A 23828-nucleotide genomic window follows, 5' to 3' on the forward strand; every position below is an offset into this window, starting at 1 on the left:
AGGCCGATCCACAACGACACGGGAGACACAGTGACAACGGCAGTAACGATTCCCAAGGCCGGGGGCAACGGAGGACGTTCGGCTGTTGCCGCTGCGGGTCGCTCGGTGACCAAGTCGTACGGTTCCGGCGAGACCCGGGTCGTCGCGCTGGACGCGGTCGACGTGGACATCGTCCGCGGCCGCTTCACCGCGATCATGGGGCCGTCCGGCTCCGGCAAATCCACGCTCATGCACTGCCTCGCCGGACTCGACACCGTCACCGAGGGCCGGATCTGGGTCGGCGACAGCGAGATCACCGGCATGAAGGACAAGAAGCTCACCCAGCTGCGGCGGGACAAGATCGGCTTCATCTTCCAGTCCTTCAACCTGCTCCCGACCCTCAACGCGGCGGAGAACATCACGCTGCCGATGGACATCGCGGGCCGCAAGGTCGACCGCGAGTGGTTCGACCGGGTCGTCGAGACCGTCGGCCTGGCCGGCCGGCTCAAGCACCGCCCGACCCAGCTGTCCGGCGGCCAGCAGCAGCGGGTGGCCGTCGCCCGCGCCCTGGCCGCCCGCCCGGAGATCATCTTCGGCGACGAGCCGACCGGAAACCTCGACTCGCGGGCCGGCGCCGAGGTCCTCGGCTTCCTGCGCCGCTCGGTCGACGACCTCGGCCAGACCATCGTCATGGTCACCCACGACCCGGTCGCCGCCTCGTACGCCGACCGGGTCCTCTACCTGGCCGACGGCCGGATCGTCGACGAGATGGCCAACCCGACCGCCGAGTCCGTCCTCGAGCGCATGAAGTCCTTCGACGGCCGCGGGAGGACCTCATGACCGTCCTCAAGACCTCGGTGCGCAACTTCTTCGCGCACAAGGGCAGAATGGCGCTCTCGGCGATCGCCGTCCTGCTGTCGGTGGCGTTCGTCTGCGGCACCCTGGTGTTCACCGACACCATGACCGCCACCTTCGACAAGCTCTTCGGCTCCACCGCCTCCGACGTCACCATCAGCGCCAAGAAGGTCGACGACGCGCAGGCCACCGGGCTGCCGGACACCGTCCCCGCCACGCTCCAGCAGAAGCTGCTGCACGTGACGGGCGTCGCCAAGTCCGACCCCGACGTCACCAGCCAGGACGTCACCGTCGCCGACGCGAAGAACGACAAGATCAGCCCGTCGTCCGGCGCCCCGACCATCGTCAGCAACTGGGACCCGACCGAGACCAAGGCCGTGGAGATCTCCTCCGGCCACATCCCGCAGGGCGCCGACCAGGCGGTGCTGGACGCCGACACCGCCAAGAAGCACCACCTGGGAATCGGCGACACCTTGCGGGTCATCGCGGCCCCGGGCGACTTCAAGGTCACCATCTCCGGCATCGCCACCTTCAAGACCACCAACCCGGGCGCGGCCGTCGTCTACATCGACACCGCCACCGCCCAGGCCAGGCTGCTCGGCAATCCGTCGCAATACACCGGCTTCGGCCTCACCGCCGCCGCCGGCACCACCGACGACCAGCTCAAGCAGAACGTCAAGGCGGCCATCGGCAGCGGCTACACCATCGACACCGCGGCCGAGACCAAGAAGAAGGACCAGGACGACCTCGGCAGCTTCCTGAACTTCATGAAGTACGCGATGCTCGGCTTCGCCGGGATCGCCGTCCTGGTCGGCATCTTCCTGATCGTCAACACCTTCTCCATGCTGGTCGCCCAGCGCACCCGGGAGATCGGGCTGATGCGGGCGCTCGGCTCCAGCCGCCGGCAGGTCAACAGGTCGGTGCTGATCGAGGCGGTGCTGCTCGGCGTCACCGGCTCGGTCCTCGGCATCGGCGGCGGCATCGGCCTGGCCATCGGGCTGATGAACCTGATGGGCAAGGTCGGGATGAAGCTGGACACCTCCCAGCTGACCATCAAGGCCACCACGCCGGTCATCGGCCTGGCCATCGGCGTCATCGTCACCGTGGTCTCCGCCTACATCCCGGCCCGCCGGGCGGGACGGATCTCCCCGATGGCCGCGCTGCGGGACGCCGGCACTCCCGCCGACGGCCGGGCCGGACGGGTCCGCGCCGCGATCGGCATCCTGGTCTGCGCGGCCGGCGCGCTCGCCCTGGTCGGTGCGGGACAGGCCGACAAGGCGTCCTCCGGCGGCGGTCTGCTGGGCCTGGGCGTGCTGCTCACCCTGGTCGGCTTCGTCATCGTCGGCCCGCTGCTGGCCGGTGTGATCGTACGGGCGGTGAGCGCGGTGGTGCTGCGCTTCTTCGGCCCGATGGGACGCCTCGCCGAGCGCAACGCGCTGCGGAACCCGCGGCGTACCGGCGCCACCGCCTCCGCGCTGATGATCGGCCTCGCGCTGGTCGCCGGCATGTCGGTGGTCGGCTCGTCCATGGTGGCCTCCGCCAACGACCAGCTCGACAAATCGGTCGGCGCGGACTTCATCATCCAGGTCGGCAACAACGGCAGCCAGACCCTCACCCCGGCCGCCGAGAAGGCGCTGGGCGCGACGAAGGACATCACGCACTTCACCCACTACACGGTGGTCAACGCCAAGCTCACGCTGCCGTCCGGCAGCACCGTCAAGAGCGACCTGAGCGCGGCGGACCCGACCTATCCGCAGGACCTGGAACTCAAGACCGTCCAGGGGAAGCTCGCCGACGCCTACGGCACGAACGCGATGTCCGTGCCCGAGGGCTTCGCCAAGGACCACAAGGTCAAGCTCGGCGACGAGCTGACCGTCGTCATGACCGGCGGGCGGCCCGCGCACCTCAAGGTCGCCGCGATCACCAGCGACGACACCACCATCGAGCACGGGTCGATGTTCACCAACATCGCCACCGCCCGCAGCTACCTGCCCGCGGACAAGATGCCCGGCGACTTCATGATGTTCGCCAAGGCGGTGGACGGCAAGGAGAAGGAGGCCTACGCCTCGCTCAAGGCCTCCGTCAGGGACTACCCGCAGATCGACGTCCGCGACCAGGCCGACTACAAGGACCTGATCCAGAGCCAGGTCAACCAGCTGCTCTACATGATCTACGCGCTGCTGGGCCTCGCGATCATCGTCGCCATCCTGGGCGTGGTGAACACCCTGGCCCTGTCGGTGGTCGAACGCACCCGGGAGATCGGCCTCATGCGGGCCATCGGCACCTCGCGGCGCCAGCTGCGCCGGATGATCCGGCTGGAGTCGGTGGTCATCGCCCTCTTCGGCGCCCTCGTCGGCCTGGGCCTCGGCCTCGGCTGGGGCGCCACCGGGCAGAAGGTGCTGGCCTCGCAGGGCCTGGGCATCCTGCAGATCCCCTGGACCACGATCGTGACCGTCTTCATCGGCTCCGCGGTGGTCGGCCTCCTCGCCGCCCTCCTCCCGGCCTTCCGGGCCGGCCGGATGAACGTCCTGAACGCCATCGCGACGGACTGACGCCCGTACCCGGGTCCTGGCCCCCCGGCCGGGCTCGGGTACGGCTCGGCTCCGGCCCCGGAACGCCCTCCCGGCGTCCCGGGGCCGCGCCGTTCCCCGCGCCCCGGCCGGGCGCCGCCTCGCGCGGGGCACCCGCGGCGGGGTGTACCGGCGGTGGACCCGGGCCGGAGGCCGTACGCTGGAAGGACCCCCGGCCCGTGACACGTGTCGGGCGGTTCGCGTTGCCCGCGGGACAGCGGCGCGGCGCACACCCAGCGCACCCGCGTGCGTCAACCCGTAAACCCCGGGACGGAATGTTCATGAGTCTGAACGGTCTGGTCGACGCAGCCGTCGCCGACAGCGCCCTCGCTGAGGCGGTCCAGGCCGCGGTCTCCGGATCGCGGCCGCACGTGGACCTGGTCGGTCCGCCGGCCGCCCGCCCGCTCGCCGTCGCGGCGCTCGCCGCGAAGGCGCACCGCACGGTGCTCGCCGTCACCGCCACCGGGCGGGAGACCGAGGACCTGGCCGCGGCGCTGCGCTCGATGCTGCCCCCCGACACCGTGGTGGAGTATCCGGCGTGGGAGACGCTGCCGCACGAGCGGCTGTCCCCGCGCAGCGACACCGTCGGCCGCCGGCTCGCGGTGCTGCGCCGGCTGGCGCACCCGCGGGCCGACGACCCGTCGGCCGGCCCCGTACAGGTCGTGGTCGCTCCGATCCGCTCGGTGCTCCAGCCGCAGGTCACAGGGCTGGGCGACCTGGAGCCCGTGGCGCTGACCAACGGGAGCACCGCTGACCTGGGCACCGTCGTCGACGGCCTGGCGGCGGCGGCGTACGCACGGGTGGAGCTGGTCGAGAAGCGCGGCGAGTTCGCGGTGCGCGGCGGCATCCTCGACGTCTTCCCGCCGACCGAGGAGCACCCGCTGCGGGTGGAGTTCTGGGGCGACGAGGTCGAGGAGATCCGCTACTTCAAGGTGGCCGACCAGCGCTCCCTCGAAGTCGCCGAGCACGGCCTGTGGGCGCCGCCCTGCCGCGAGCTGCTGCTCACCGACGACGTACGGGCGCGGGCCGCCGAGCTGGCCGTCGCGCACCCCGAGCTGCGTGAAATGCTGGACAAGATCGCCGAGGGCATCGCGGTCGAGGGCATGGAGTCGCTGGCCCCGGTGCTGGTGGACTCCATGGAGCTGCTGCTCGACGTGCTGCCCGCCGGGTCGATGACGGTGGTGTGCGACCCGGAGCGGGTACGGACGCGGGCCGCCGACCTGGTGGCGACCTCGCAGGAATTCCTGGAGGCGTCCTGGGCGGCCTCGGCGGGCGGCGGCGAGGCGCCGATCGACCTGGGCGCCGCGTCGCTGTGGCCGATCGCCGACGTCCGGGAGCGGGCGCGCGAGCTGGGCGTGCCGTGGTGGTCGGTGAGCCCCTTCGCCGCCGACGAGGCCGACGACCTGGACGGCGACACCCTCAAGCTGGGCATGGGCGCCCCCGAGCTCTACCGCGGCGACACCGCGCGGGCGCTGGCCGACACCAAGGGCTGGATCGCCGACGGCTGGCGGACGGTCTACGTCACCGAGGGCCACGGCCCGGCCGCCCGGGTCGCGGAGGTGCTGGCAGGCGAGGGCATCGCGGCCCGGCTCGACGTGGAGCTGACCGGCCTCGCCCCCTCCGTGGTGCATGTCGCGACCGGATCGATCGAGCACGGCTTCATCGATCCGGCGCTGCGGCTCGCGGTGCTGACCGAGACCGACCTGTCGGGGCAGCGGTCGTCCACCAAGGACATGGGGCGGATGCCCTCCCGGCGCCGCAAGACCATCGACCCGCTCACCCTGGCCGGCGGCGACTACATCGTGCACGAGCAGCACGGTGTCGGCCGCTACGTGGAGATGGTGCAGCGCACCGTCCAGGGCGCCACCCGGGAGTATCTGGTCGTCGAGTACGCCCCGGCCAAGCGCGGCCAGCCGGGCGACCGGCTCTTCGTGCCGACCGACCAGCTGGAGCAGATCACCAAGTACGTCGGCGGCGAGGCCCCGACGCTGCACCGGCTGGGCGGCGCGGACTGGACGAAGACCAAGGCGCGGGCGAAGAAGGCGGTCAAGGAGATCGCGGCCGACCTGATCCGGCTGTATTCGGCCCGGATGGCCGCCCCCGGCTACACCTTCGGGCCCGACACCCCCTGGCAGCGCGAGCTGGAGGACGCCTTCCCCTACGCGGAGACCCCCGACCAGCTCACCACTATCGCCGAGGTCAAGGAGGACATGGAGAAGTCCGTCCCGATGGACCGGCTGATCTGCGGCGACGTCGGCTACGGCAAGACCGAGATCGCGGTGCGGGCGGCCTTCAAGGCGGTGCAGGACGGCAAGCAGGTGGCCGTGCTGGTGCCGACGACGCTGCTGGTCCAGCAGCACTTCGGCACCTTCTCCGAGCGGTACGCGCAGTTCCCGGTCAAGGTGCGGGCGCTGTCCCGCTTCCAGAGCGACAGCGAGGCCAAGGCGGTGCTCGAAGGGCTGCTGGACGGGTCGGTGGACATCGTCATCGGCACCCACCGCCTCTTCTCCTCCGAGACGCGCTTCAAGGACCTCGGCCTGGTCGTGGTGGACGAGGAGCAGCGCTTCGGCGTCGAGCACAAGGAGCAGCTCAAGAAGCTGCGGGCCAACGTCGATGTGCTGACCATGTCCGCCACCCCCATCCCGCGCACCCTGGAGATGGCGGTCACCGGCATCCGAGAGATGTCCACCATCACCACCCCGCCGGAGGAGCGGCACCCGGTGCTGACCTTCGTCGGGCCGTACGAGGAGAAGCAGATCGGCGCCGCCATCCGGCGTGAACTGCTGCGCGAGGGCCAGGTCTTCTACATCCACAACCGCGTCGAGTCCATCGACCGGGCCGCCGCCCGGCTGCGCGAGATCGTGCCGGAGGCGCGGATCGCCACCGCCCACGGGCAGATGGGGGAGACGGCCCTGGAGTCGGTCGTGGTCGACTTCTGGGAGAAGCGCTTCGACGTGCTGGTCTCGACCACGATCGTGGAGTCCGGGATCGACATCCCCAACGCCAACACCCTGATCGTCGAGCGCGGCGACACCTTCGGCCTGTCCCAGCTGCACCAGCTGCGCGGCAGGGTCGGCCGCTCCCGCGAACGCGGCTACGCCTACTTCCTCTACCCGCCGGAGAAGCCGCTCACCGAGACCGCGCACGAACGGCTCGCCACCATCGCCCAGCACACCGAGATGGGCGCGGGCATGTACGTCGCCATGAAGGACCTGGAGATCCGCGGCGCGGGCAATCTCCTCGGCGGCGAGCAGTCCGGCCACATCGCGGGCGTCGGCTTCGACCTGTACGTCCGGATGGTGGGCGAGGCCGTCGCCGACTACCGCTCGGCCCTGGAGACGGGCGGCGAGCCGGAGGAGACGCTGCTCGAGGTCAAGATCGAGCTGCCGGTCGACGCCCATGTCCCGCACGACTACGCCCCCGGTGAACGGCTGCGGCTGCAGGCCTACCGCGCCATCGCCGCCGCCAATTCCGCCGAGGACGTCACCGCCGTCCGCGAGGAACTGGTCGACCGCTACGGCCCGCTGCCCGAACCGGTGGAGAATCTGCTGCTGGTGGCCGGCCTGCGGATGCTGGCCCGCAAGGTCGGCGTCAGCGACATCACCCTGCAGGGCGGCAACATCCGCTTCGGCCCGGTCGAGCTGCGCGAGTCGCAGGAGCTGCGGCTGTCCCGGCTCCACCCGCGCGCCGTCCTCAAGCCCGCCGCCCGCCAGGTCCTGGTGCCCCGCCCGTCCACCTCGCGCATCGGCGGCAAGCCGGTGGTGGGCCGGGAACTCCTCCAGTGGACCGCCGACTTCCTGACCACCGTCCTCGACACGTAATCCCCTGTCTCTCCCTTCCCTCCTCCGCCCCGGCCGGCGGTCGCTGCGGCCCCCGCGGCTACAGTGCGGGCGTGACGATCACCGGTGCGGGGACGAACGTACGGCCGCTGGCTCCCGGGCAGCGCGCCCGGCTGCTGGTCGGCGACATCGACGGCGGCGAGCCGCGGCTGGTCCACGAGACCGCGGACAGCGCCCTGGAAGCGCCCAACTGGTCGCCCGACGGCCGCTGGCTGGTCGTCAACCAGGACGGCCTGCTGCTGCGGATCCCCGCCGACGCCGCCCCCGGCGACGGCGTGCTGCCCGAGGTCGTCGACACCGGCGGCATCACCGACGCCAACAACGACCACGTGCTGTCGCCGGACGGCGCCACCATCTACCTGTCGGCCGGCGACGGGCACATCCACGCGGTGCCCTTCACCGGCGGCCCCGCCCGCCGCGTCACCAACGACCACGCCCCCGGCCCCTTCCGGCACTTCCTGCACGGCGTCTCACCTGACGGGCTGACCCTGTCCTACGTCGGCGTCGAGCCCCACGGCGGTGACGAATGGGGCTACCGCAACATCTTCACCCTCCCGGCCGCCGGCGGCCCCGACACCCGGCTGACCGACAGCCCGGCCCCCGCGGACGGCCCGGAATTCACCCCGGACGGCGGCTGGATCCTCTTCAACTCCGAGCACGGCGCCACCGCCCCCGGTCACGCCCAGCTCTTCCGGATGCGCCCCGACGGCTCGGAGCTGACCCGGCTGACCTCCGACGAACGCGTCAACTGGTTCCCCCATCCCTCCCCCGACGGACGGCACATCCTCTACATCAGCTTCCCGCCCGGCACCGAGGGCCACCCCGCCGACCGCGACGTCGTCCTGCGCCTCCTGGACTCCGCCGGCGGCCCGCCCCGCGACCTGCTCGCCTTCTTCGGCGGCCAGGGCAGCCTCAACGTCAACAGCTGGTCCCCCGACAGCCGCCGCTTCGCCTACGTCGACTACCCGGTCGGCGAGCCGTCGGACAGGTCCTAGGTGCGGCGCAGGATCACATAGCCGTCCTGGGCGGCTATCTGCGTGTACGTCGCGCCCGGGTGCAGCTGCGTGCCGTAGGTCACCGGGTCCGGCACCCATCCGCTGGAGTTGTCCAGCGCGATGTACTGGGGCACCACCCCGGTCGCACCACCGACCCAGTAGACGGTGGTGCGGTGCACCAGCCGGCTGATCGGTCCGACGTTCGCCTCCACGGTGGCGCCGTCGGGTATCAGGTCCAGCAGCTTTTCCACCGCCTTGGTGCGCGCGTCGACCTTGTAGGTGTCGCTGTGGCTGAGCGATGCCAGCGGCAGCGACAAGGTCAGCGCCATCGCCGCCCCGACGGCCGCGGCCGGCACCCCGGACGCGTACGACCGCAGCCACGGCCGCTGGCTCTGCCGGGAGCGGTCCGCCGCGTCCACCAGGGCCAGGAAGATCACCGGCATCAGCACCGCGCTGTAGTGCCAGGCCGTGCCCCAGTTCTCCGGGTAGTGCGACAGGAACCGCCAGCCGATGGTCGGCAGCGCCGCCACGATCAGCGGTGACCGCAGCGCCAGCAGCCCGCTGGTCGGCAGCAGTATCCACAGCAGGGTCCGCAGCGCGGTGCCGAACGGGACGTGCCCGGTCATCGTGCCGTCACCGTTGATGTGGTTGAACGCGTCGTAGCCGGGGCCGTGGAAGGCCGGGATCAGCACACCGAGGGCCAGCGCGGATGCCGCCACCCCGAAGCCCATCAGCCCGATCGCCCATGGTCCGTAACGCTGCGCGTCGCTCAGCGGCGCCTCCACCTGGTCACCTCCTTCCGGTGCCTCGTCCTTGTCCCTGTCCTTGTCCGTACCGGCCGACTGCTCCTCGTCCGGCGCCCCGGCCTGCGCCGGGACGGCCGCGTCGGGCTCCCCGGTCTCCCGGGTGCGCCACCACACGATCGCGCCGATCGTCGCGGCCGTGACGCCCAGGTCCTCCTTGACCAGCACCAGCGGCAGCGCCCACCACATCGCGGCGCCCCAGCGCCTGCGGATCACCGCTTCCAGTGAGAAGGCCAGCAGCGGCATCGCGAAGGCGATCTCGTGGAAGTCGAAGTCGACCGCCCGCTGCACCCCCCACGACAGCCCGTACGCCGCGCCCACGGCCAGCCCGCGCCCCCGCCCGAGCAGCAGCCCGGCGCCCCGGGTGACCGGGACCACCGACAGCGCGAACAGCAGCGCCTGGGCCACCAGCAGCGTCGCCGGGGTCGGGAAGACCCGGTAGAAGGGCGCTATCAGTGCCGTGATCGGGCTGAAGTGGTCGCCGAGCGCATTGAACCCGGGGCCCTTCAGCGGTGTGGTCGGCGCCTGGAGGTGCGCGTAGCCGCGTACCGCCTGCTCGAAGATGCCCAGGTCCCACGACATCGTCAGCATCCGGCGATACCGGACCAGCGACAGCAGGACGTAGGCGACGAAGAAGACGACGCCCAGCAGATACGGGTCCGGTCGCACCCCCGCGAGGCGCAGTCTCAGCCCCGCAAGGCCGGCGGCGCCCGGTGAGGCGGCACGCGGTGCGGGCTCGCCGCTCTGCTGCGGTATGACGGCCTCGGCCCTGTCCATCGTCGTCCTCCCGAGGAAGCGGGGTCGGGGTCTGCGGAAAAGATACGGGACGAAACTGTCCTCGCGGGACCCATGGGGAGGACCGGACCTTCGCCCACCTGTCCCGGTCCCCCCGCGGCCTGCCCTCCGTCCCGTACTCCGGTCCGCCCTTCTGTCCGCCTCTCCTGCCGGTCACGGGCCGGGCGAGCCGGTCGTACGGGTCAGCCGGTCTTGGTCCACGCGCCGCAGCCGGATGTCTTGAAGTAGGCGTCGCCGCGGGCGATCGTGACCACGGACGCGCCGGTGACGTTGTCGTTCGCGGATATCGAGTCCACCCCGTGCAGCGCGTCCTTGGCCCGCTCCCAGTAGCACGCGTCCCCGCCGCTGGTCTTGTACGTGCCGGCGGCTATGTCCGTGCCCACCTTGAACATGCCGTCGCCGGGCATCGACGTCTTCGGAGTGCCGGGTTTGTCGGCGCCGGCGGTGAACCAGTCCTTGCAGTCGGTCGTCTTGAAGATCTTGTCGGTCTTCTTGATCGTCACGTAGCTGCTGCCGGTCACGTTGTCGTTCGCCAGGATCGAGTCCACCTCGCCCTTGGCGTCCTTGGCCCGCTCCCAGTAGCACATGCCGTCGGCGTTCCCACTGGTCTTGTACGTGCCGGGCTGGATGTCGGTGCCGACCTGGAAGGTGCCGTCGCCCTTGAAGGCCGCCTTGGCGGTCGGCTTGTCCTCTTTCTTCTTGGCGGGCGCGGACGCGGGTGCGGACGAGGCGGCGGTGGTCGCCTTGCCCCCAGCCGGGCCGGAGGAGCCGGACGAGGAAGCGGAGTCGTCCGCAGGACCGCAGGCCGCCGCGCCGATCGTGAGGACGGCAGCGACGGTGCCCGCAGCGGCGAGCCGGACGAGAGACGACTTGGACATGGGAATTCCCCCCAGTGCTCGGCGGGCCTCGATGACCCCTGTGAACCGTTGTCACCATGAGAGCATCTGACTGTGAACCGAGTCAACAGTGATTCTCGAAAGAGTGATGTTCACGCCGTGAAGGGGTTCGATCACGATCGCTGGGTATGCTCGCTCACACGAACACAGGCATCGCGGACCAGCGGGGAAGGAGAGGACCGTGCCCGAGCACGCGAGTGAGGTGACAGCGGCGGGAATCGCCAGGCTGGCCGGCGTCGGAAGGGCCGCTGTCAGCAACTGGCGTCGGCGCCACGACGACTTCCCCAGGCCCGTCGGCGGGTCCGACACCAGCCCCACCTACGAGTTGACCGCCGTCGAGCGCTGGCTCCACGACCAGGGCAAGCTGCCTTCCGTGCCGCTGCACGAGCGGTTGTGGCAGCGGGCCGACAGCCACCCCGACGGTGTGCCGGCCGCGCTGCGCGTCGCGGGATCGATGCTGATGGTCTTCCAGGGGGACCCCGGCTTCTCGGTCAGCTACAGTGCCGCGTCCGACGACGAGTTGGCCGCCCGCCTGCCGGCCGACATGGAAAAGGCCCTGGCGGCGCGCTTCGGCCCGGAGCATCCGGTGCGGCTGCCTGACCGGATCGACGACGCCCTGCCGCTGCTGCGCACGACCGCGAAGTTCGCCCAGGACACCGGCCCGGCGCAGACCTACGAGTTCTTGTTCGGCCGCTATCTGGACGCCAGTCCGCGGCAGTTCACCCTCACCCCGCAGGGACCGGCCGAGCTGATGGCCGCGCTCGCCGGCGACCGGCCAGGCAGTGTGCTCGATCCCGCCTGCGGCAGCGGAGCCCTGCTGCGCGCCTCGGCCGCCACCGGGGCCGTGCACGGGCAGGAGATCGATCCCGAGCTGGCGTCGCTCACCGCGCTGCGGCTCGCGATCGGCTCCGACCCGGCCGTCCGTATCCGGGTCGGACCGGGCGACAGCCTGCGGCAGGACGCCTTCCGCGAGGTGACCGTCGACACCGTGCTGTGCCACCCGCCGTTCAACGACCGCAACTGGGGTTACGACGAGCTGGGTTACGACCCGCGCTGGGAGTACGGCTTCCCGGCCCGCACCGAGTCGGAGCTGGCCTGGCTGCAGCACTCCCTGGCCCATGTCCGCGAGGGCGGCACCGTCGTGATGCTCATGCCGCCGGCCGCCGCGTCCCGCCGGTCCGGCCGCCGTGTGCGCGCCGACCTCTTGCGCCGCGGTGCGCTGCGCGCGGTCGTGGCGCTGCCCGCGGGAGCGGCTCCGCCGCACGGACTGCCGCTCCATCTGTGGGTGCTGCGCAAACCGGACCCCGATCGGCGGCCCCCGGCGGAGCTGCTGCTGTTCGACGCGGCCGGCATACCGGGACACGGGGCGGAGAAGGCGCCCTGGTACGCCGTCAGCGCGGCGGTCCTGGAGGCGTGGGCGGCGTTCGACCGGCACGGTACGGTGCAAGGCCGCCCCGGCGTCAGCCGCACACTGCCCGTCATCGAACTGCTCGACGACGACGTGGACGTGACCCCCGCCCGGCATCTGCCGCCACCTGCCGCGGAAGGCGGCGCCGCCGCGCTGGAGTCCGTGCGGGACCTGCTGGCGAAGACGCTGCGCCGGACCGCGGAGATAGCCCCGGCGCCTCCGGCGGCGGGGGAGCCCGCCCGCTGGCCGACCACGACCGTCGGCGAACTCGCCCGGGCCGGCGCCCTGGTGATGCGCGCGGGCGGCGGGGGCACCGCTCCCGTGGACGGTTCGGCGGCCCGCCACGCCGTGCTGACCGAGCACGACGTGGTCGCGGGCGGCGACCCGACAGGCATGCTGCCGCCGGGCCGGCCGGACGGTTCCTTCGAGGAGCCGGTGCTTGTCGCGGAAGGCGACGTGGTGGTGCCGGTCCTGGGCGGCGGCGCGGTGGCCCGGGTGGTGGACGGTGCGACGGCCGGCGCCGCCCTGGGCCGCAACGTGTACCTGCTCCGTCCGGACACCACGGCCCTCGATCCGTGGTTCCTCGCCGGATTCCTGCGCGGCACCGCCAACAACCGCCAGGCCAGCAGTTTCGCTTCGACATCCACCCGGCTCGACGTGCGCCGCCTGCAGGTGCCGCGGCTGCCACTGGCCGACCAGCGGCGGTACGGCGAGCGCTTCCGCACACTGGCCGCCTTCGAGGAGGCGCTGCGTCAGGCGACCCACCTGGGCGACCAACTTGTCCAGGGGCTCTACGACGGACTGACCGACGGCACGGTGCGGCCCGGGTAGTTGTCCACAGGCCGGGGCAGAAGCGGCGCCGCCTGTCCGTTGTGGCCGATACGCTCTCGACTAGTCATCCGCTTCGACGACCAGGAGCACCAGATGTACGGCCCCGGCATCGCCCCGCCGCAGCCCCGCCCCGCCGCTCGCGGGAGCGTGATCTGGCTGCGCGTGCTCTTCACCGCTCTGCCGGTGCTGTCGCTCGGCTTCCTCGCCTGGGGTTCGCTGTTGCGGCTGGCGGTGGTGCGCCGGCACTCGCTGGACTGGGCGCTGATGGTGCTCGACATCGTGGCGATCATCATCGGCTACACACTGGTCGGGCTGGCCCACGACAACACCGACACCTGGCAGTCCAACGCCGGCACGCTGACCGTCCTGGTGTGCATGTTCGGCACCCCCGCCTATTACCTCGTCATGGACATCAGGCGGCGGGACAACCGGCCGGCCGGCTATGCGATGCCAGCCGGTTACGGGATGCCGAATCCGTACGCCACCGGATACGGACCGATGCCCGGGCCGGTGCACGGGGGTCCGGCGCACGGCGGGATACCCCGGCCCGCGCCGATGCAGGCCCAGTCGCCCATGCCGACGCAGTCGCCCATGCCGACGCAGACGCCCACGCCCATGCCGACATCCACCCCCATGCCGACGTCCCCGCCGATGTCCGCGCAGACCCCCGTGCCGAACCGGCCGCCGGTGCCGCGGATCAACCAGGTGCGGGCGGAGCTGGACGAGTTGAGTGACTACCTCCGTAAGGAGGAGGGCCGGTGATCGGTCGGCTCATCGCCGGCCGGTACGAACTGGCCACCGTCATCGGCCAGGGCGGCATGGGCCAGGTGTGGACCGCCTACGACCGGCGGCTGGACCGCCGGGTCGCGGTGAAGCTGCTGCGGCCCGACAAGATCGCCGACGGCGCGGACGCCGACGAGCTGCGGCAGCGCTTCGACCGGGAGTGCCGGGTCACCGCCCAGGTCGACCACCCCGGCCTGGTGACCGTCCACGACGCCGGGGCGGACGGCGACGAGCTGTATCTGGTGATGCAGTACGTGGAGGGGGCCGACCTCGGCGACCATCTCGCCGAGCACGAGCCGTATCCGTGGCCGTGGGCAGTCGCGGTGGCCGCCCAGCTGTGCGCGGTGCTGTCCGCGGTCCACGCGGTGCCGATAGTGCACCGCGACCTCAAGCCGCGCAATGTGATGGTCCGGCCCGACGGCACGCTCACCGTGCTCGACCTGGGAGTCGCGTCGGTGATGGACACCGACACGACCCGGCTGACGCACACCGGTTCGCCGATCGGCAGCCCGGCGTACATGGCGCCGGAACAGGCGATGGGCGGCGCGGTCGGGCCGCGCACCGACCTGTACGCGCTCGGCGTGCTGCTGCACGAACTGCTCAGCGGCAATGTCCCGTTCGCGGGCACCACGGCGCTCGGCGTGCTGCACCGGCATCTGTACGAGGCGCCCGTGCCGCTGCGCCAGTTGCGGCCCGAAGTGCCCGAGCCGCTGGAGTCCCTTGTGCTGCGGCTGCTCGCCAAGGACCCGCAGCACCGGCCGGCCGGTGCGCAGGACGTCTACCGCGAGCTGGCCGTGCTGCTGCCGCCCCCGGGCTCCGTGCACCGGGCGCCGGGCCCGCTGGACCCGACGCGACCCTTTGTGCGGCCCCAGGCGCCCTGGCCCGACCAGGTCGTGGCGACGGCCCCGGCCGTGCCCCCGCCACTGCCCCCGCGACCGGCGCACGCGCCGAAGGGCGCCGACCTGGCGACCGCCGTCGACGAGGTCAAGCGGCTGCTCGACGCGGGCCGGATCACCCAGGCCGTGGACCTGCTCGGCGGCATCATCCCGGCCGCCGCGGAGAAGCACGGCGAGCACTCGCCGGTCCTGCGCGCCCTGCGCAAGCAATATGCGGCGACACTGATGGAGGACGGCCAGTACCGCCGCGCGCTGCCCGAACTGCGGCGGCTGTCGGACCAGTTCGCCTCGCAGTACGGCGGCGCCGACCGCCAGGCGCTGCAGTTCCGCTACGAGGCGGCGCAGTGCCTGGAGCACCTCGGCGACCCCAGGGCGGCGCTGGCCGAATACCGCGTGCTGCTCCCGTACTTCGAGCGGTACGCCACCACCAGCCCCGGCACACCGCTGGACATCCGCCGCAGGACCGCCCATCTGCTGCTGTCCGTCGGCGACCGGGCCGCCGCCCGTGAGGTCCTCACCCGCCTCCTCTACGACGCCGACCGCGTCCACGGCCCGCACCACCCCTTCGCCACCGAGATCCGCAGAACGCTGTCCTGGCTCGGTCAGGTGCAGGGGTAGGCAGGGCGCGGGGCCAGGCGGGGAGAAGGAGACGGGTTATTCGCGGCGCAGCACCACGTAGCCGCCCGCGTCCGCCACGGTCGTGTAGCGGGCGTGCGGGTGCAGTTGCAGGGCGTAGCCTGCCGGGTCCTCCAGCCACTTGGAGCGGTTCTCGAAGGCCAGGTAGTCCGGCGCCAGGCCGCCGGTCTGGCCGACCCAGTAGACGGTGGTGCGCCGCACCAGCCGGCTGAGCGGCCCGACGTTCGCCTCCACCGTCGCCCCGTCGGGGATGCGGGCGAGTGCCCTCTTGGCGGCCCTGGTGGGACCGTCGACCTCGTACGCGGCCCGGTGGCTCAGCCCGGCCAGCGGCAGTTGGGTGCACAGGGCGAGTGCGGCGCCGAGCATCACGGACGGCAGCGCGCGGACGTGGGAGCGCAGCCACGGCGGCGCCCAGCGGCTTCCCGGAGCGGCGGCGCCGATCAGCGCGGCGCAGTCCACCGCGGCGAGGAAGACCACCGGCATCAGGACGGCGTTGTAGTGCCAGTCGGTGCCCCAGTTCTCCGGGTAGTGCGACAGGAAGCGCCAGCCGAGGGTCGGCACCACGACCAGCATCAGCGGCGAGCGCAGCGCGAGCAGTCCGCCGGCCGGCAGCAGGAGCCACAGCACCGTTCGCAGCGCGGTGACCGGCGGGACGTGGCCGGTGAGCGAACCGTCGCCGTTGATGTGGTTCAGCGCGTCGTAGCCGGCGCCGTGGAAGGCCGGGATGAGCCCCCCGACCTCCCAGGCCGACGCGACGGCCCCGAAGGCCGCCAGGCTCAGCGCCCAACTGCGGACGTACCCGCCGCCCTTCGGGCCGCGTACCGTCTCGCGGCCTGCCCGCAGCCACACCACCGCGCCGATCATCGCGACCGCCGCCCCCATGTCCTCCTTGACCAGCACCAGCGGCGCCGCCCACCCGAGCGCCGTCCGCCAGCGCCGCCGCAGGACCGCTGCCAGCGAGAAGGCCAGCAGCGGCACGGCGAAGGCGATCTCGTGGAAGTCGAAGTCCACCGCCCGCTGCACACCCCACGACAGCCCGTACGCGGCCCCCACCGCCAGTCCGCGGCTGCGGCCCAGCACCTGCGCCGCCGCCCGCGTCACGGGCACGACCGAGAGCGCGAACAGCAGCGCCTGGGCGACCAGCAGGGTCGCCGGGGTCGGGAGGACCCGGTAGAAGGGCGCGATGAGGGCGGTGATGGGGCTGAAGTGGTCGCCGAGCACGTTGAAGCCCGGCCCCTTGAGGTCGGCGACGGGAGCGCGCAGGCGGGCGTAGCCGCGCACGGCCTGTTCGAAGATGCCCAGGTCCCACGACATCGTCTCCATGCGGCGGTAACGCGAAAGCGACAGCGCCGAGTAGAGGGCGAGGAAGCCCGCCGCGAGCAGCCACGGATCGAGACGGGCCGGCACCCGCACCCGCCGCCGCGCCGCCGCACCCGTCACAACTGCCGCGGGCACCGCGGGCGTCGCCCACTGCGCCGGCGCGGCAATGTCCCGCGGTCCGGACTCCTGGGCCGGCAGTACGGCCTCAACCCTGTCCCTGTCGCCGTCCATACGCGGGTCCTCTCTTCGCCTCGGCCGCCCCGCCGATGTCCACGGCTCGCCCGTTTCGCCCCGGTTCGGGGTGTCACCAGCTTGGCCGTGGCGGGGCCGGTCCTGACCGCGGCACGCCGACGCCGGTCCCCTCGTCGCGGTCAGCGGTACGAGGAGCGCGCCGGAGCCGTAGTCTCCGGCGGTGGGGGAAGGCAGTTGACGAACTGTTTTTCCGCTCGTCGCAGCGGCTGTCACGGGGGCCGTCCCACCTGCCCCGACCCCAGATCCCGCCAGGACCCGCCCCGGGGCTCCTGGCCGACCCTTGAGAGGCGCAGATGGCGCAGACAGCGCAGAAGAACGCCGGGACCACCGTCCGCACCCTGGTCTGCACGGCGGCCCTCGCCGTCGCCCTGGGCGGCGCTCTCGCGGGCTGCAAGGACCCGACGGTCGGCGCGGCCACGAGCAGCGCCGCGCCGCCCGGAGCCGGAGCCAAGGGCGCCCACGGCAGCGCCCTGGCGGCGGTCGACGGCCTCACGGTGAAGGGCCGGGCGCCGAAGACCGGCTACACCCGGGACAAATTCGGCGCGGCCTGGGCCGACACCGACCACAACCACTGCGACACCCGCGACGACATACTCAAGCGCGACCTGCGCCAGACGACGTTCCGCGACGGCGCCAAGAAGTGCATAGTGACCGCCGGCACCCTCGCCGACCCGTACACCGGCACGCGGATCACGTACACCCGCGGTGCGAGCAAGGTCGACATCGACCACGCCGTCGCACTTTCCGACGCCTGGCAGAAGGGCGCCCAGCAGTGGACGGCCGACAAGCGGCGGAATTTCGCCAACGACCCGCTCAACCTGCTGGCCGTCGACGCGTCCACCAACCGCCGCAAGAGCGACGGCGACACCGCCACCTGGCTGCCGCCGAACACCGCCTTCCGCTGCACCTATGTGGCGCGGCAGGTGGCGGTGAAGAAGAAGTACGGCGTATGGGTGACATCGGGCGAACGCGACGCCATGCGCAAGGTGCTGGGCGGCTGCCCCAAGGAGCCGCTGCCGGCCGGCTGACCTGTCACGGAACGGCGCGGGCGCGCGGCGGGAACGGGGGTCCGGGGCCGGCTGTGCGGATCCTGTTGGTCCTAGTGCTGGATATCGGCGGCCCTGGATCAATATCCTCGTGCTCGATCATCACATCAGCATCGTGAGGCTTGTTCCCTGCCGGGAGGCACCCATGGTCCGCCGCCGCACCGCCGTCTCGATCGCCGCAGCCGCGCTGCTGCTGGCATCGCCCGCCCTCACCGCGTGCGGGTCGGGACCGGCGCAGCCAGGCGCCGCGGCCCTGATCGGCGACCAGAAGATCACCGTGTCCACGCTCCAGCACAAGGTCAACGAGGTGCGGGCGGCGCAGGCCGCGTCGTCCCAGGCCGACCAGCAGAGCGCGGCGGGCGGCAAGCTGTCGACCCAGACACTGAGCATGCTGGTGCAGAACACCGTCATCGAACGGGCCGCCGCCGACGCCAAGGTGACGGTCAGCGACGGCGAGGTGCAGCAGCAGCACGCCGCGGCGCTCCAGCAGTTCAGCGGGAGCGAGAAGGCGCTCGACGCGGCGCTGCTGCAGCAGTACGACATCGTGCCGGCCGGCGCCGACAGCTTCTTCCGCACCAATGCGCTGGTCGGCAAGCTGATCATGAGCCTGGGCTTCCAGCCGGGCAGCGACGGCGGGCAGACCGCGATCGTCGACGCCCTGTCCAAGACCGCGGACGAGCTCGGTGTGAAGATCAACCCGCGCTACGGCGCCTGGGACGCGAAGAAGGCGATCATCGGCGACGCCACCGACCCGTGGGTGGTCACCAGGACCCCGGGCGCGGCGGCGCCGGCGGCGTGACGCCGCTGTCCGACCCGCGCGGTACGTTCGAGGTGTGAACGACGACGACACCACGGGCGGCCCCGGCCGGCTGATCCTGCTCACCACCAGCCACCGCGTCGCGCCCGGCCAGCTGTCCTGGCCGGCGTGGCAGACGCTGCGCGGCGCCGACCGGGTGCTGAGCGCCGACCCCCGGCACCCGCAGCTGCCGTTCCTGCGGGAGGCGGGCGTGACCGTCGAAGTGGCCGCGCCCACCGGCCGGGAGCTGGCCGAGGCGACGGCGGGCGGCCGTACGGTGGTGTATCTGCCCGCGGGCGGCGGCGAGGGCGACCGGGCCGTCACCGACGAGCTGGCCAGGCTCGGCGGCTCGGGGCGGGTCGCGATGCCCGACCTGGAACTGCTGCCCGGGTCGTACGACCTGCCCGGCGCCCGGCTGCTCGACCTGGTCCAGGTGATGGACCGGATCAGGGCCGAGTGCCCCTGGAGCAGCGTGCGCACCCACGAGGACCTGGCGAAGTACGGCATCGAGGAGATGTACGAGCTGGTCGAGGCGATCGAGGACGGCGACCGGGAGGCGGTCCGCGAGGAGCTCGGGGACGTCCTGCTCCAGGTGGTCTTCCACGCGGTGATCGCCGAGGGCCACCCGGACGAGCCGTTCGGGATCGACGACGTGGCCGCCGGCCTGGTCGCCAAGCTGGTCCACCGGCACCCGCACATCTTCGGCGACGAGGTCGCCGAGACCCCCGAGCAGGTGCAGGCGAACTGGGTGCGGCTCAAGGGCGTCGAGAAGGCCCGCGACTCGGTCACCGACGGCGTCCCGCTCGCCTCCCCCGCACTGGCGCTGGCAGCCAAGCTCGCCGGACGGGCGAGGGAGGCGGGCCTGCCGCAGCCGGTCACCCCGCCGGCCCCGCTCTACGACGACGAGACCGCCCTCGGCGACCACCTGCTGGCCGAGGCCGCCGCGGCCCAGTCGGCGGGCATCGACCCGGAGGCGGCCCTGCGCCACGCGGCACGGCGCTATCGCGCGGCCATACGCGAGGCGGAGACCGAGCCCGGCGCCGCGGCGCGGGCGCGGACCTCGGCGGCCGGGCGGGACGGGGCCGAGGGGTAGCGGCCGGTTCACGTACGGTCGGGGGATGACCGAATCCGCCGCCATGCCCGAGCTTTTCACCTGGGAGTTCGCCACCGACCCCTACCCGGCCTACGCATGGCTGCGCGAGCACTCCCCGGTCCACCGCACCACGCTGCCCAGCGGCGTCGAGGCCTGGCTGGTCACCCGGTACGCGGACGCCCGGGAGGCGCTGGCGGACGCGCGGCTGAGCAAGAATCCGGTGCACCACGCGGGTTCGCCGGGCGCGCGCGGCAAGACCGGCATCCCGGGGGAGCGGAGCGCGGATCTGATGACGCATCTGCTCAACATCGATCCGCCCGACCACACCAGGCTGCGCCGCCTGGTGTCCACGGCCTTCACCCCGCGCCGGGTGGCCCGCTTCGGACCGCGGGTGCAGCAGCTGACGGACCGTTTCGTGGACGGCTTCGCGGTCCGCGGCGAGGCGGACCTGATCCACGACTTCGCCTTCCCGCTGCCCATCTACGCGATCTGCGACCTGCTGGGGGTGCCGGCCGAGGACCAGGACGACTTCAGGGACTGGGCCGGGATGATGATCCGGCACGGCGGCGGCCCGCGCGGCGGTGTGGCGCGCTCGGTCAAGCGGATGCGGGCGTATCTCGTGGAGCTGATCCACCGTAAGCGCGCCGAGCTGACCGCCGGCACGGGCAGCGGCGCGGACGGCGGCCCGCCCGACGACCTGATCTCCGGGCTGATCAGGGCGAGCGACCACGGCGAGCACCTGACGGAGAACGAGGCCGCGGCGATGGCCTTCATCCTGCTGTTCGCCGGCTTCGAGACGACGGTCAACCTGATCGGCAACGGCATGCACACGCTGCTGACGCACCCGGGCCCGCGCGCCGAGCTGCAGGCGTCCCTGGCCCGGGGCGAGAGCGCCCTGCTGGAGAGCGCGGTCGAGGAACTGCTGCGCCACGACGGCCCGGTGGAGCTGGCGACCTGGCGCTACGCGACCACCGCGCTGACCGTCGGCGGGCAGCCCGTCGCGGCGGGCGACCCGGTCCTCGTGGTGCTCGCCGCTGCCGACCGCGATCCCGCGCGTTTCTCCGCGCCCGACGCCGTAAACCTCGCGCGGGCCGACAATCCGCATCTCGGGTACGGGCACGGCATCCACTACTGCCTCGGCGCCCCGCTGGCCCGGCTGGAGGCGAGGACCGCGCTGGCGACGCTGCTCACCCGGCTGCCGGACCTGCGGCTGGCCGCCGATCCCGGTGACCTGCGCTGGCGCGGCGGTCTGATCATGCGTGGGCTGCGGACCCTGCCGGTGGCGTTCACACCCGAGGTGCCGCAGGGGAAGTGACCGGACGTCAGGGCCGTGACCGCGACGTGATGAGCGCTACATCGACTTGTGATCCCCTGGCCAACACCGCTACGTTCTGCGGTCAACGCGAGGCACGCTCGGCTCGCGGGACGCGCCGGACCCCACGGTGCGCGGCACTTGCCGGTGACGGCGGGCCGCGCGGGCGCGTAAGGCTGTGAGGAAAGGCGACCGCATGCTCTCGTCAGGGAACGGCAGGCACCGACGTCCCCGCCAGGCCCCAGCGGCCATGGTGACGGTCGCGGCGACCGGCGCGGGCCTCGCGCTGCCGCTGCTGGGAGCCGGCGCGGGCGCCGCGCACGCCACGGAGGCCGGCACCTGGGACAAGGTCGCGATGTGCGAGACCGGCGGCCTGTGGAACGCCGACACCCACAACGGCTTCTACGGCGGCCTCGCCATCACCCAGGACACCTGGAGCCAGTACGGCGGCACGGTCTACGCCTCGCGGCCCGACATGGCCTCCCGGGCGCAGCAGATAGCCGTGGCGGAGAAGATCCTGGCCGATCTCGGCCCCGACGCCTGGCCCGGCTGCGAGCAGGGCACCGGACTGGTCACGGACACCGGGACGCCCGGCACCGGCCAGACCGGCACCGCCACCCCGGCGCCCACCACCCCGGCCGACCCGGGCACGCCCCCGGACGCCGGCGCGCCCACGGCCACGCCCACCGACCCGGCGGCGCCGTCCGCCCCCGCGGACCCGGGCGCACCGACCACCGCGCCGCCCGCCGCCGGCACGCCGACCACCGCGCCGCCGGCCGCCGGTACGCCGACCGACCCCGCCTCGGGCACGGTGACGCCCCCTGCGGCCGACCCCGCCGCGCCCACGCAGAGCGCTCCTCCCGCCGCCCCGTCGGACCCCGCGGACCCCGGTACCCCCACGGACGGCGGCGGGCGCCACGGGCGCCCGTACAGCCCCTCCGACGAGGCGCTGGCCGCGGCCGACCGGGCGACCCGCACCGAAACCACCGCGGTCACCGCGAACACCGCGGATGCCAACGAGACCGGCAACACCGGCAATACGGGCGCGAGCGCCGATACGGACCCGGGTGCGTACAAGGTGGGCGAGGGTGACTCGCTGTCCGGGATCGCCGCCGATCATGACGTCACCGGTGGATGGAGTCAGCTGTACGACGCCAACCACCAAGTGATCGGCGACAATCCAAACCTCATCAAACCCGGACAGATCCTGAATCTCGGCTGAGCCGTGACCGCCGGAAGGCCGAACTTCCGCGCCATGCGGGCCGACTGACAAAACGGACGTACGGTACTTCCGGGTCGCGCGGCGATGTGACAAGGCTCTCTCCCCGCCTGTGACCGGCTGCTCGCTCCCTGCTGAAATCCGGCGTTCCGACCTGCGGATTCGTCCAGCCCCCGAATGCCGGACGGCAGTTGGCGCCCGAAACGCGAGTGTTTGTTCAACCGGGTCCGGTGTGCTTAACGTCTAAGCGCCCGCCACAGCGGGCCCCGTCGGAGCGGAACGCCGAGTCCTGCCGCCGCACCCACGGGAACAGTCGACGCGAAAGCGCCGCAGGCAGGAGCGGGGGACCCACGGTCTTCCGCCGGACCAGAGGCAGTACGCCGCGCGGCACGGACAGCACGCCGCTGCGACGCCCACGCCACCGGTCCGGCTCGGGGTGAAGCCGGTCATCCGTGTACGTACAGCGGGTGCCGGCCGGGCAACTCACGCCCGAACCCGACAGCTGACCTCGTAGGCGTCGGTGAGGAACACACACATGGGTAAGCACCGTCGCGCCTCAAAGATGGTCCGATTCGCCACGTTCGCCGGTGTTGCCGGTACCGCCATCGCCCTGCCGCTGATCGGCGCCACGTCCTCCTCGGCCGCTTCCGTGGCCACCTGGGACGCCGTCGCACAGTGCGAGTCCGGTGGCAACTGGTCGATCAACACCGGCAACGGCTACTACGGCGGCCTGCAGTTCTCGCAGTCCAGCTGGGAAGCGGCCGGCGGCCTGCAGTACGCCTCCCGCGCCGACCTGGCCACCAAGGACCAGCAGATCGCGGCCGCCGAGAAGCTGCTCGCCATCCAGGGCCCCGGCGCCTGGTCCTGCGCGTCGGCCGGCGGCCTGACGTCGGGCGGCCCGTCGCCCGACATCAACCCCGGCGGCTCGTCCTCCTCGTCGTCCAGCTCCACCTCGGCCAAGACCACCACCCCGGCCAAGAAGAGCACCCCGGCGAAGAAGACCACCCCGGCGAAGAGCACGGCCAAGGCCGCCAAGCCCGCCAAGCCCGCCAAGCCCGCCAAGCCCGCCAAGAACACCGCCACGGACTGGCAGCGGCACTCCGGCCACAAGGGTGACTACACCGTCGTGTCCGGCGACAGCCTGTCCGGCATCGCCGCGAGCCACCACGTGGCCGGCGGCTGGCACAAGCTCTTCGACCTCAACAAGGACAGCGTCAAGGACGCCGACCTGATCTTCCCGGGTCAGCACCTGCACCTCGGCTGACGGCTGATCACCGGCCTGGTGCCGGGTTGTTCACCGGCAGGATCACGGACCGATCCCCGGGCGTCACCCGGCTGACGCCCGGGGGATCCCCCGGGCGGGACCTCACCGGCCGGCCGGGTACGCGGCTCGCCTCCGGGCGCCGCGTACCCGGCCGGTTTTCCGTCTCAGGGGCCGGGCCGAGGACCGGTACGGATGCCCCAGGCGGTTAGGCTCGTCCCGGAAAAGACGAGAAGACATCAT

At 72.4% G+C, this 23828-nt stretch carries 16 protein-coding genes and 1 riboswitch; of the genes, 13 read left to right on the plus strand and 3 right to left on the minus strand.

The window, feature by feature from the left end; translation table 11 throughout:
- Positions 1-30 precede the first annotated feature (30 nt).
- From OHA86_RS24145 to OHA86_RS24160, 4 genes are all read left to right on the plus strand, one after another.
- Positions 31-819, plus strand: coding sequence for an ABC transporter ATP-binding protein (locus OHA86_RS24145; protein WP_329178412.1), 789 nt, complete (start codon positions 31-33; stop codon positions 817-819).
- Positions 816-3386, plus strand: a complete 2571-nt coding sequence (locus OHA86_RS24150) for an ABC transporter permease (protein ID WP_329178414.1) — start codon at positions 816-818, stop codon at positions 3384-3386. The genes OHA86_RS24145 and OHA86_RS24150 overlap by 4 nt, the downstream gene beginning before the upstream one ends.
- Positions 3387-3685: 299 nt before the next feature.
- Positions 3686-7225 (plus strand): transcription-repair coupling factor, encoded by a 3540-nt coding sequence (gene mfd, locus OHA86_RS24155; protein ID WP_329178415.1) that lies wholly within the window; start codon positions 3686-3688, stop codon positions 7223-7225.
- A 71-nt stretch (positions 7226-7296) separates the two neighbouring features.
- Positions 7297-8238, plus strand: coding sequence for a TolB family protein (locus OHA86_RS24160; RefSeq protein WP_329178416.1), 942 nt, complete (start codon positions 7297-7299; stop codon positions 8236-8238).
- On the opposite strand, the gene OHA86_RS24165 is transcribed toward OHA86_RS24160, so the two are convergent.
- Entirely contained in the window at positions 8235-9818 is a 1584-nt protein-coding gene (locus OHA86_RS24165) for a DUF2079 domain-containing protein (RefSeq protein WP_329178418.1), read from the minus strand. The genes OHA86_RS24160 and OHA86_RS24165 overlap by 4 nt on opposite strands.
- Positions 9819-10018: 200 nt before the next feature.
- A complete protein-coding gene (locus OHA86_RS24170; RefSeq protein ID WP_329178420.1) occupies positions 10019-10714 on the minus strand; it encodes a hypothetical protein in 696 nt (231 codons plus the stop codon).
- Between the two features lie 199 nt (positions 10715-10913).
- Here OHA86_RS24170 and OHA86_RS24175 point away from each other — a divergent pair, with 199 nt between their 5' ends.
- From OHA86_RS24175 to OHA86_RS24185, 3 genes are all read left to right on the plus strand, one after another.
- On the plus strand, positions 10914-12971 hold the full coding sequence (locus tag OHA86_RS24175) for an N-6 DNA methylase (RefSeq protein ID WP_329178422.1): 2058 nt from the start codon (positions 10914-10916) through the stop codon (positions 12969-12971).
- Positions 12972-13064: 93 nt separating this feature from the next.
- A complete protein-coding gene (locus tag OHA86_RS24180) occupies positions 13065-13733 on the plus strand; it encodes a hypothetical protein (protein ID WP_329178423.1) in 669 nt (222 codons plus the stop codon).
- 56 nt (positions 13734-13789) lie between these two features.
- Positions 13790-15268 (plus strand): protein kinase domain-containing protein, encoded by a 1479-nt coding sequence (locus OHA86_RS24185; RefSeq protein ID WP_443072013.1) that lies wholly within the window; start codon positions 13790-13792, stop codon positions 15266-15268.
- Between the two features lie 36 nt (positions 15269-15304).
- On the opposite strand, the gene OHA86_RS24190 is transcribed toward OHA86_RS24185, so the two are convergent.
- A complete protein-coding gene (locus tag OHA86_RS24190) occupies positions 15305-16837 on the minus strand; it encodes a DUF2079 domain-containing protein (RefSeq protein WP_329178426.1) in 1533 nt (510 codons plus the stop codon).
- A 314-nt stretch (positions 16838-17151) separates the two neighbouring features.
- On the opposite strand from OHA86_RS24190, the gene OHA86_RS24195 reads away from it, so the two are divergent.
- The 6 genes from OHA86_RS24195 to OHA86_RS24220 all read left to right on the plus strand — a co-directional run bounded on the left by OHA86_RS24195 (position 17152) and on the right by OHA86_RS24220 (position 23588).
- On the plus strand, positions 17152-17886 hold the full coding sequence (locus tag OHA86_RS24195) for an HNH endonuclease family protein (protein WP_329178427.1): 735 nt from the start codon (positions 17152-17154) through the stop codon (positions 17884-17886).
- 163 nt (positions 17887-18049) lie between these two features.
- Positions 18050-18703 (plus strand): SurA N-terminal domain-containing protein, encoded by a 654-nt coding sequence (locus OHA86_RS24200; protein WP_329178428.1) that lies wholly within the window; start codon positions 18050-18052, stop codon positions 18701-18703.
- A 34-nt stretch (positions 18704-18737) separates the two neighbouring features.
- Positions 18738-19793 (plus strand): nucleoside triphosphate pyrophosphohydrolase, encoded by a 1056-nt coding sequence (locus OHA86_RS24205; protein ID WP_329178429.1) that lies wholly within the window; start codon positions 18738-18740, stop codon positions 19791-19793.
- Between the two features lie 25 nt (positions 19794-19818).
- Complete coding sequence (locus tag OHA86_RS24210) at positions 19819-21108, plus strand: cytochrome P450 family protein (protein ID WP_329178430.1); 1290 nt, start codon at positions 19819-19821, stop codon at positions 21106-21108.
- Between the two features lie 247 nt (positions 21109-21355).
- Positions 21356-22327, plus strand: coding sequence for a transglycosylase family protein (locus OHA86_RS24215; RefSeq protein ID WP_329178432.1), 972 nt, complete (start codon positions 21356-21358; stop codon positions 22325-22327).
- A gap of 312 nt (positions 22328-22639) precedes the next feature.
- Positions 22640-22856: riboswitch (cyclic di-AMP (ydaO/yuaA leader) on the plus strand.
- A gap of 3 nt (positions 22857-22859) precedes the next feature.
- Positions 22860-23588 (plus strand): transglycosylase family protein, encoded by a 729-nt coding sequence (locus tag OHA86_RS24220; protein ID WP_329178434.1) that lies wholly within the window; start codon positions 22860-22862, stop codon positions 23586-23588.
- Positions 23589-23828: the final 240 nt, after the last annotated feature.

This window comes from Streptomyces sp. NBC_01477 (genome assembly GCF_036227245.1).
Taxonomy (GTDB): Bacteria; Actinomycetota; Actinomycetes; order Streptomycetales; family Streptomycetaceae; genus Actinacidiphila.

What these genes read in the sequence shown, in the direction of transcription:
- OHA86_RS24150 (WP_329178414.1), top strand. Translation starts at nt 816, where the DNA reads ATGACCGTCCTCAAGACCTCGGTGCGCAACTTCTTCGCGCACAAGGGC.
- mfd (WP_329178415.1), top strand. Translation starts at nt 3,686, where the DNA reads ATGAGTCTGAACGGTCTGGTCGACGCAGCCGTCGCCGACAGCGCCCTC.
- OHA86_RS24165 (WP_329178418.1), bottom strand. Translation starts at nt 9,818, where the DNA reads ATGGACAGGGCCGAGGCCGTCATACCGCAGCAGAGCGGCGAGCCCGCA.
- OHA86_RS24170 (WP_329178420.1), bottom strand. Translation starts at nt 10,714, where the DNA reads ATGTCCAAGTCGTCTCTCGTCCGGCTCGCCGCTGCGGGCACCGTCGCT.
- OHA86_RS24180 (WP_329178423.1), top strand. Translation starts at nt 13,065, where the DNA reads ATGTACGGCCCCGGCATCGCCCCGCCGCAGCCCCGCCCCGCCGCTCGC.
- OHA86_RS24185 (WP_443072013.1), top strand. Translation starts at nt 13,790, where the DNA reads ATGGGCCAGGTGTGGACCGCCTACGACCGGCGGCTGGACCGCCGGGTC.
- OHA86_RS24190 (WP_329178426.1), bottom strand. Translation starts at nt 16,837, where the DNA reads ATGGACGGCGACAGGGACAGGGTTGAGGCCGTACTGCCGGCCCAGGAG.
- OHA86_RS24195 (WP_329178427.1), top strand. Translation starts at nt 17,152, where the DNA reads ATGGCGCAGACAGCGCAGAAGAACGCCGGGACCACCGTCCGCACCCTG.
- OHA86_RS24200 (WP_329178428.1), top strand. Translation starts at nt 18,050, where the DNA reads ATGGTCCGCCGCCGCACCGCCGTCTCGATCGCCGCAGCCGCGCTGCTG.
- OHA86_RS24210 (WP_329178430.1), top strand. Translation starts at nt 19,819, where the DNA reads ATGACCGAATCCGCCGCCATGCCCGAGCTTTTCACCTGGGAGTTCGCC.
- OHA86_RS24215 (WP_329178432.1), top strand. Translation starts at nt 21,356, where the DNA reads ATGGTGACGGTCGCGGCGACCGGCGCGGGCCTCGCGCTGCCGCTGCTG.
- OHA86_RS24220 (WP_329178434.1), top strand. Translation starts at nt 22,860, where the DNA reads ATGGGTAAGCACCGTCGCGCCTCAAAGATGGTCCGATTCGCCACGTTC.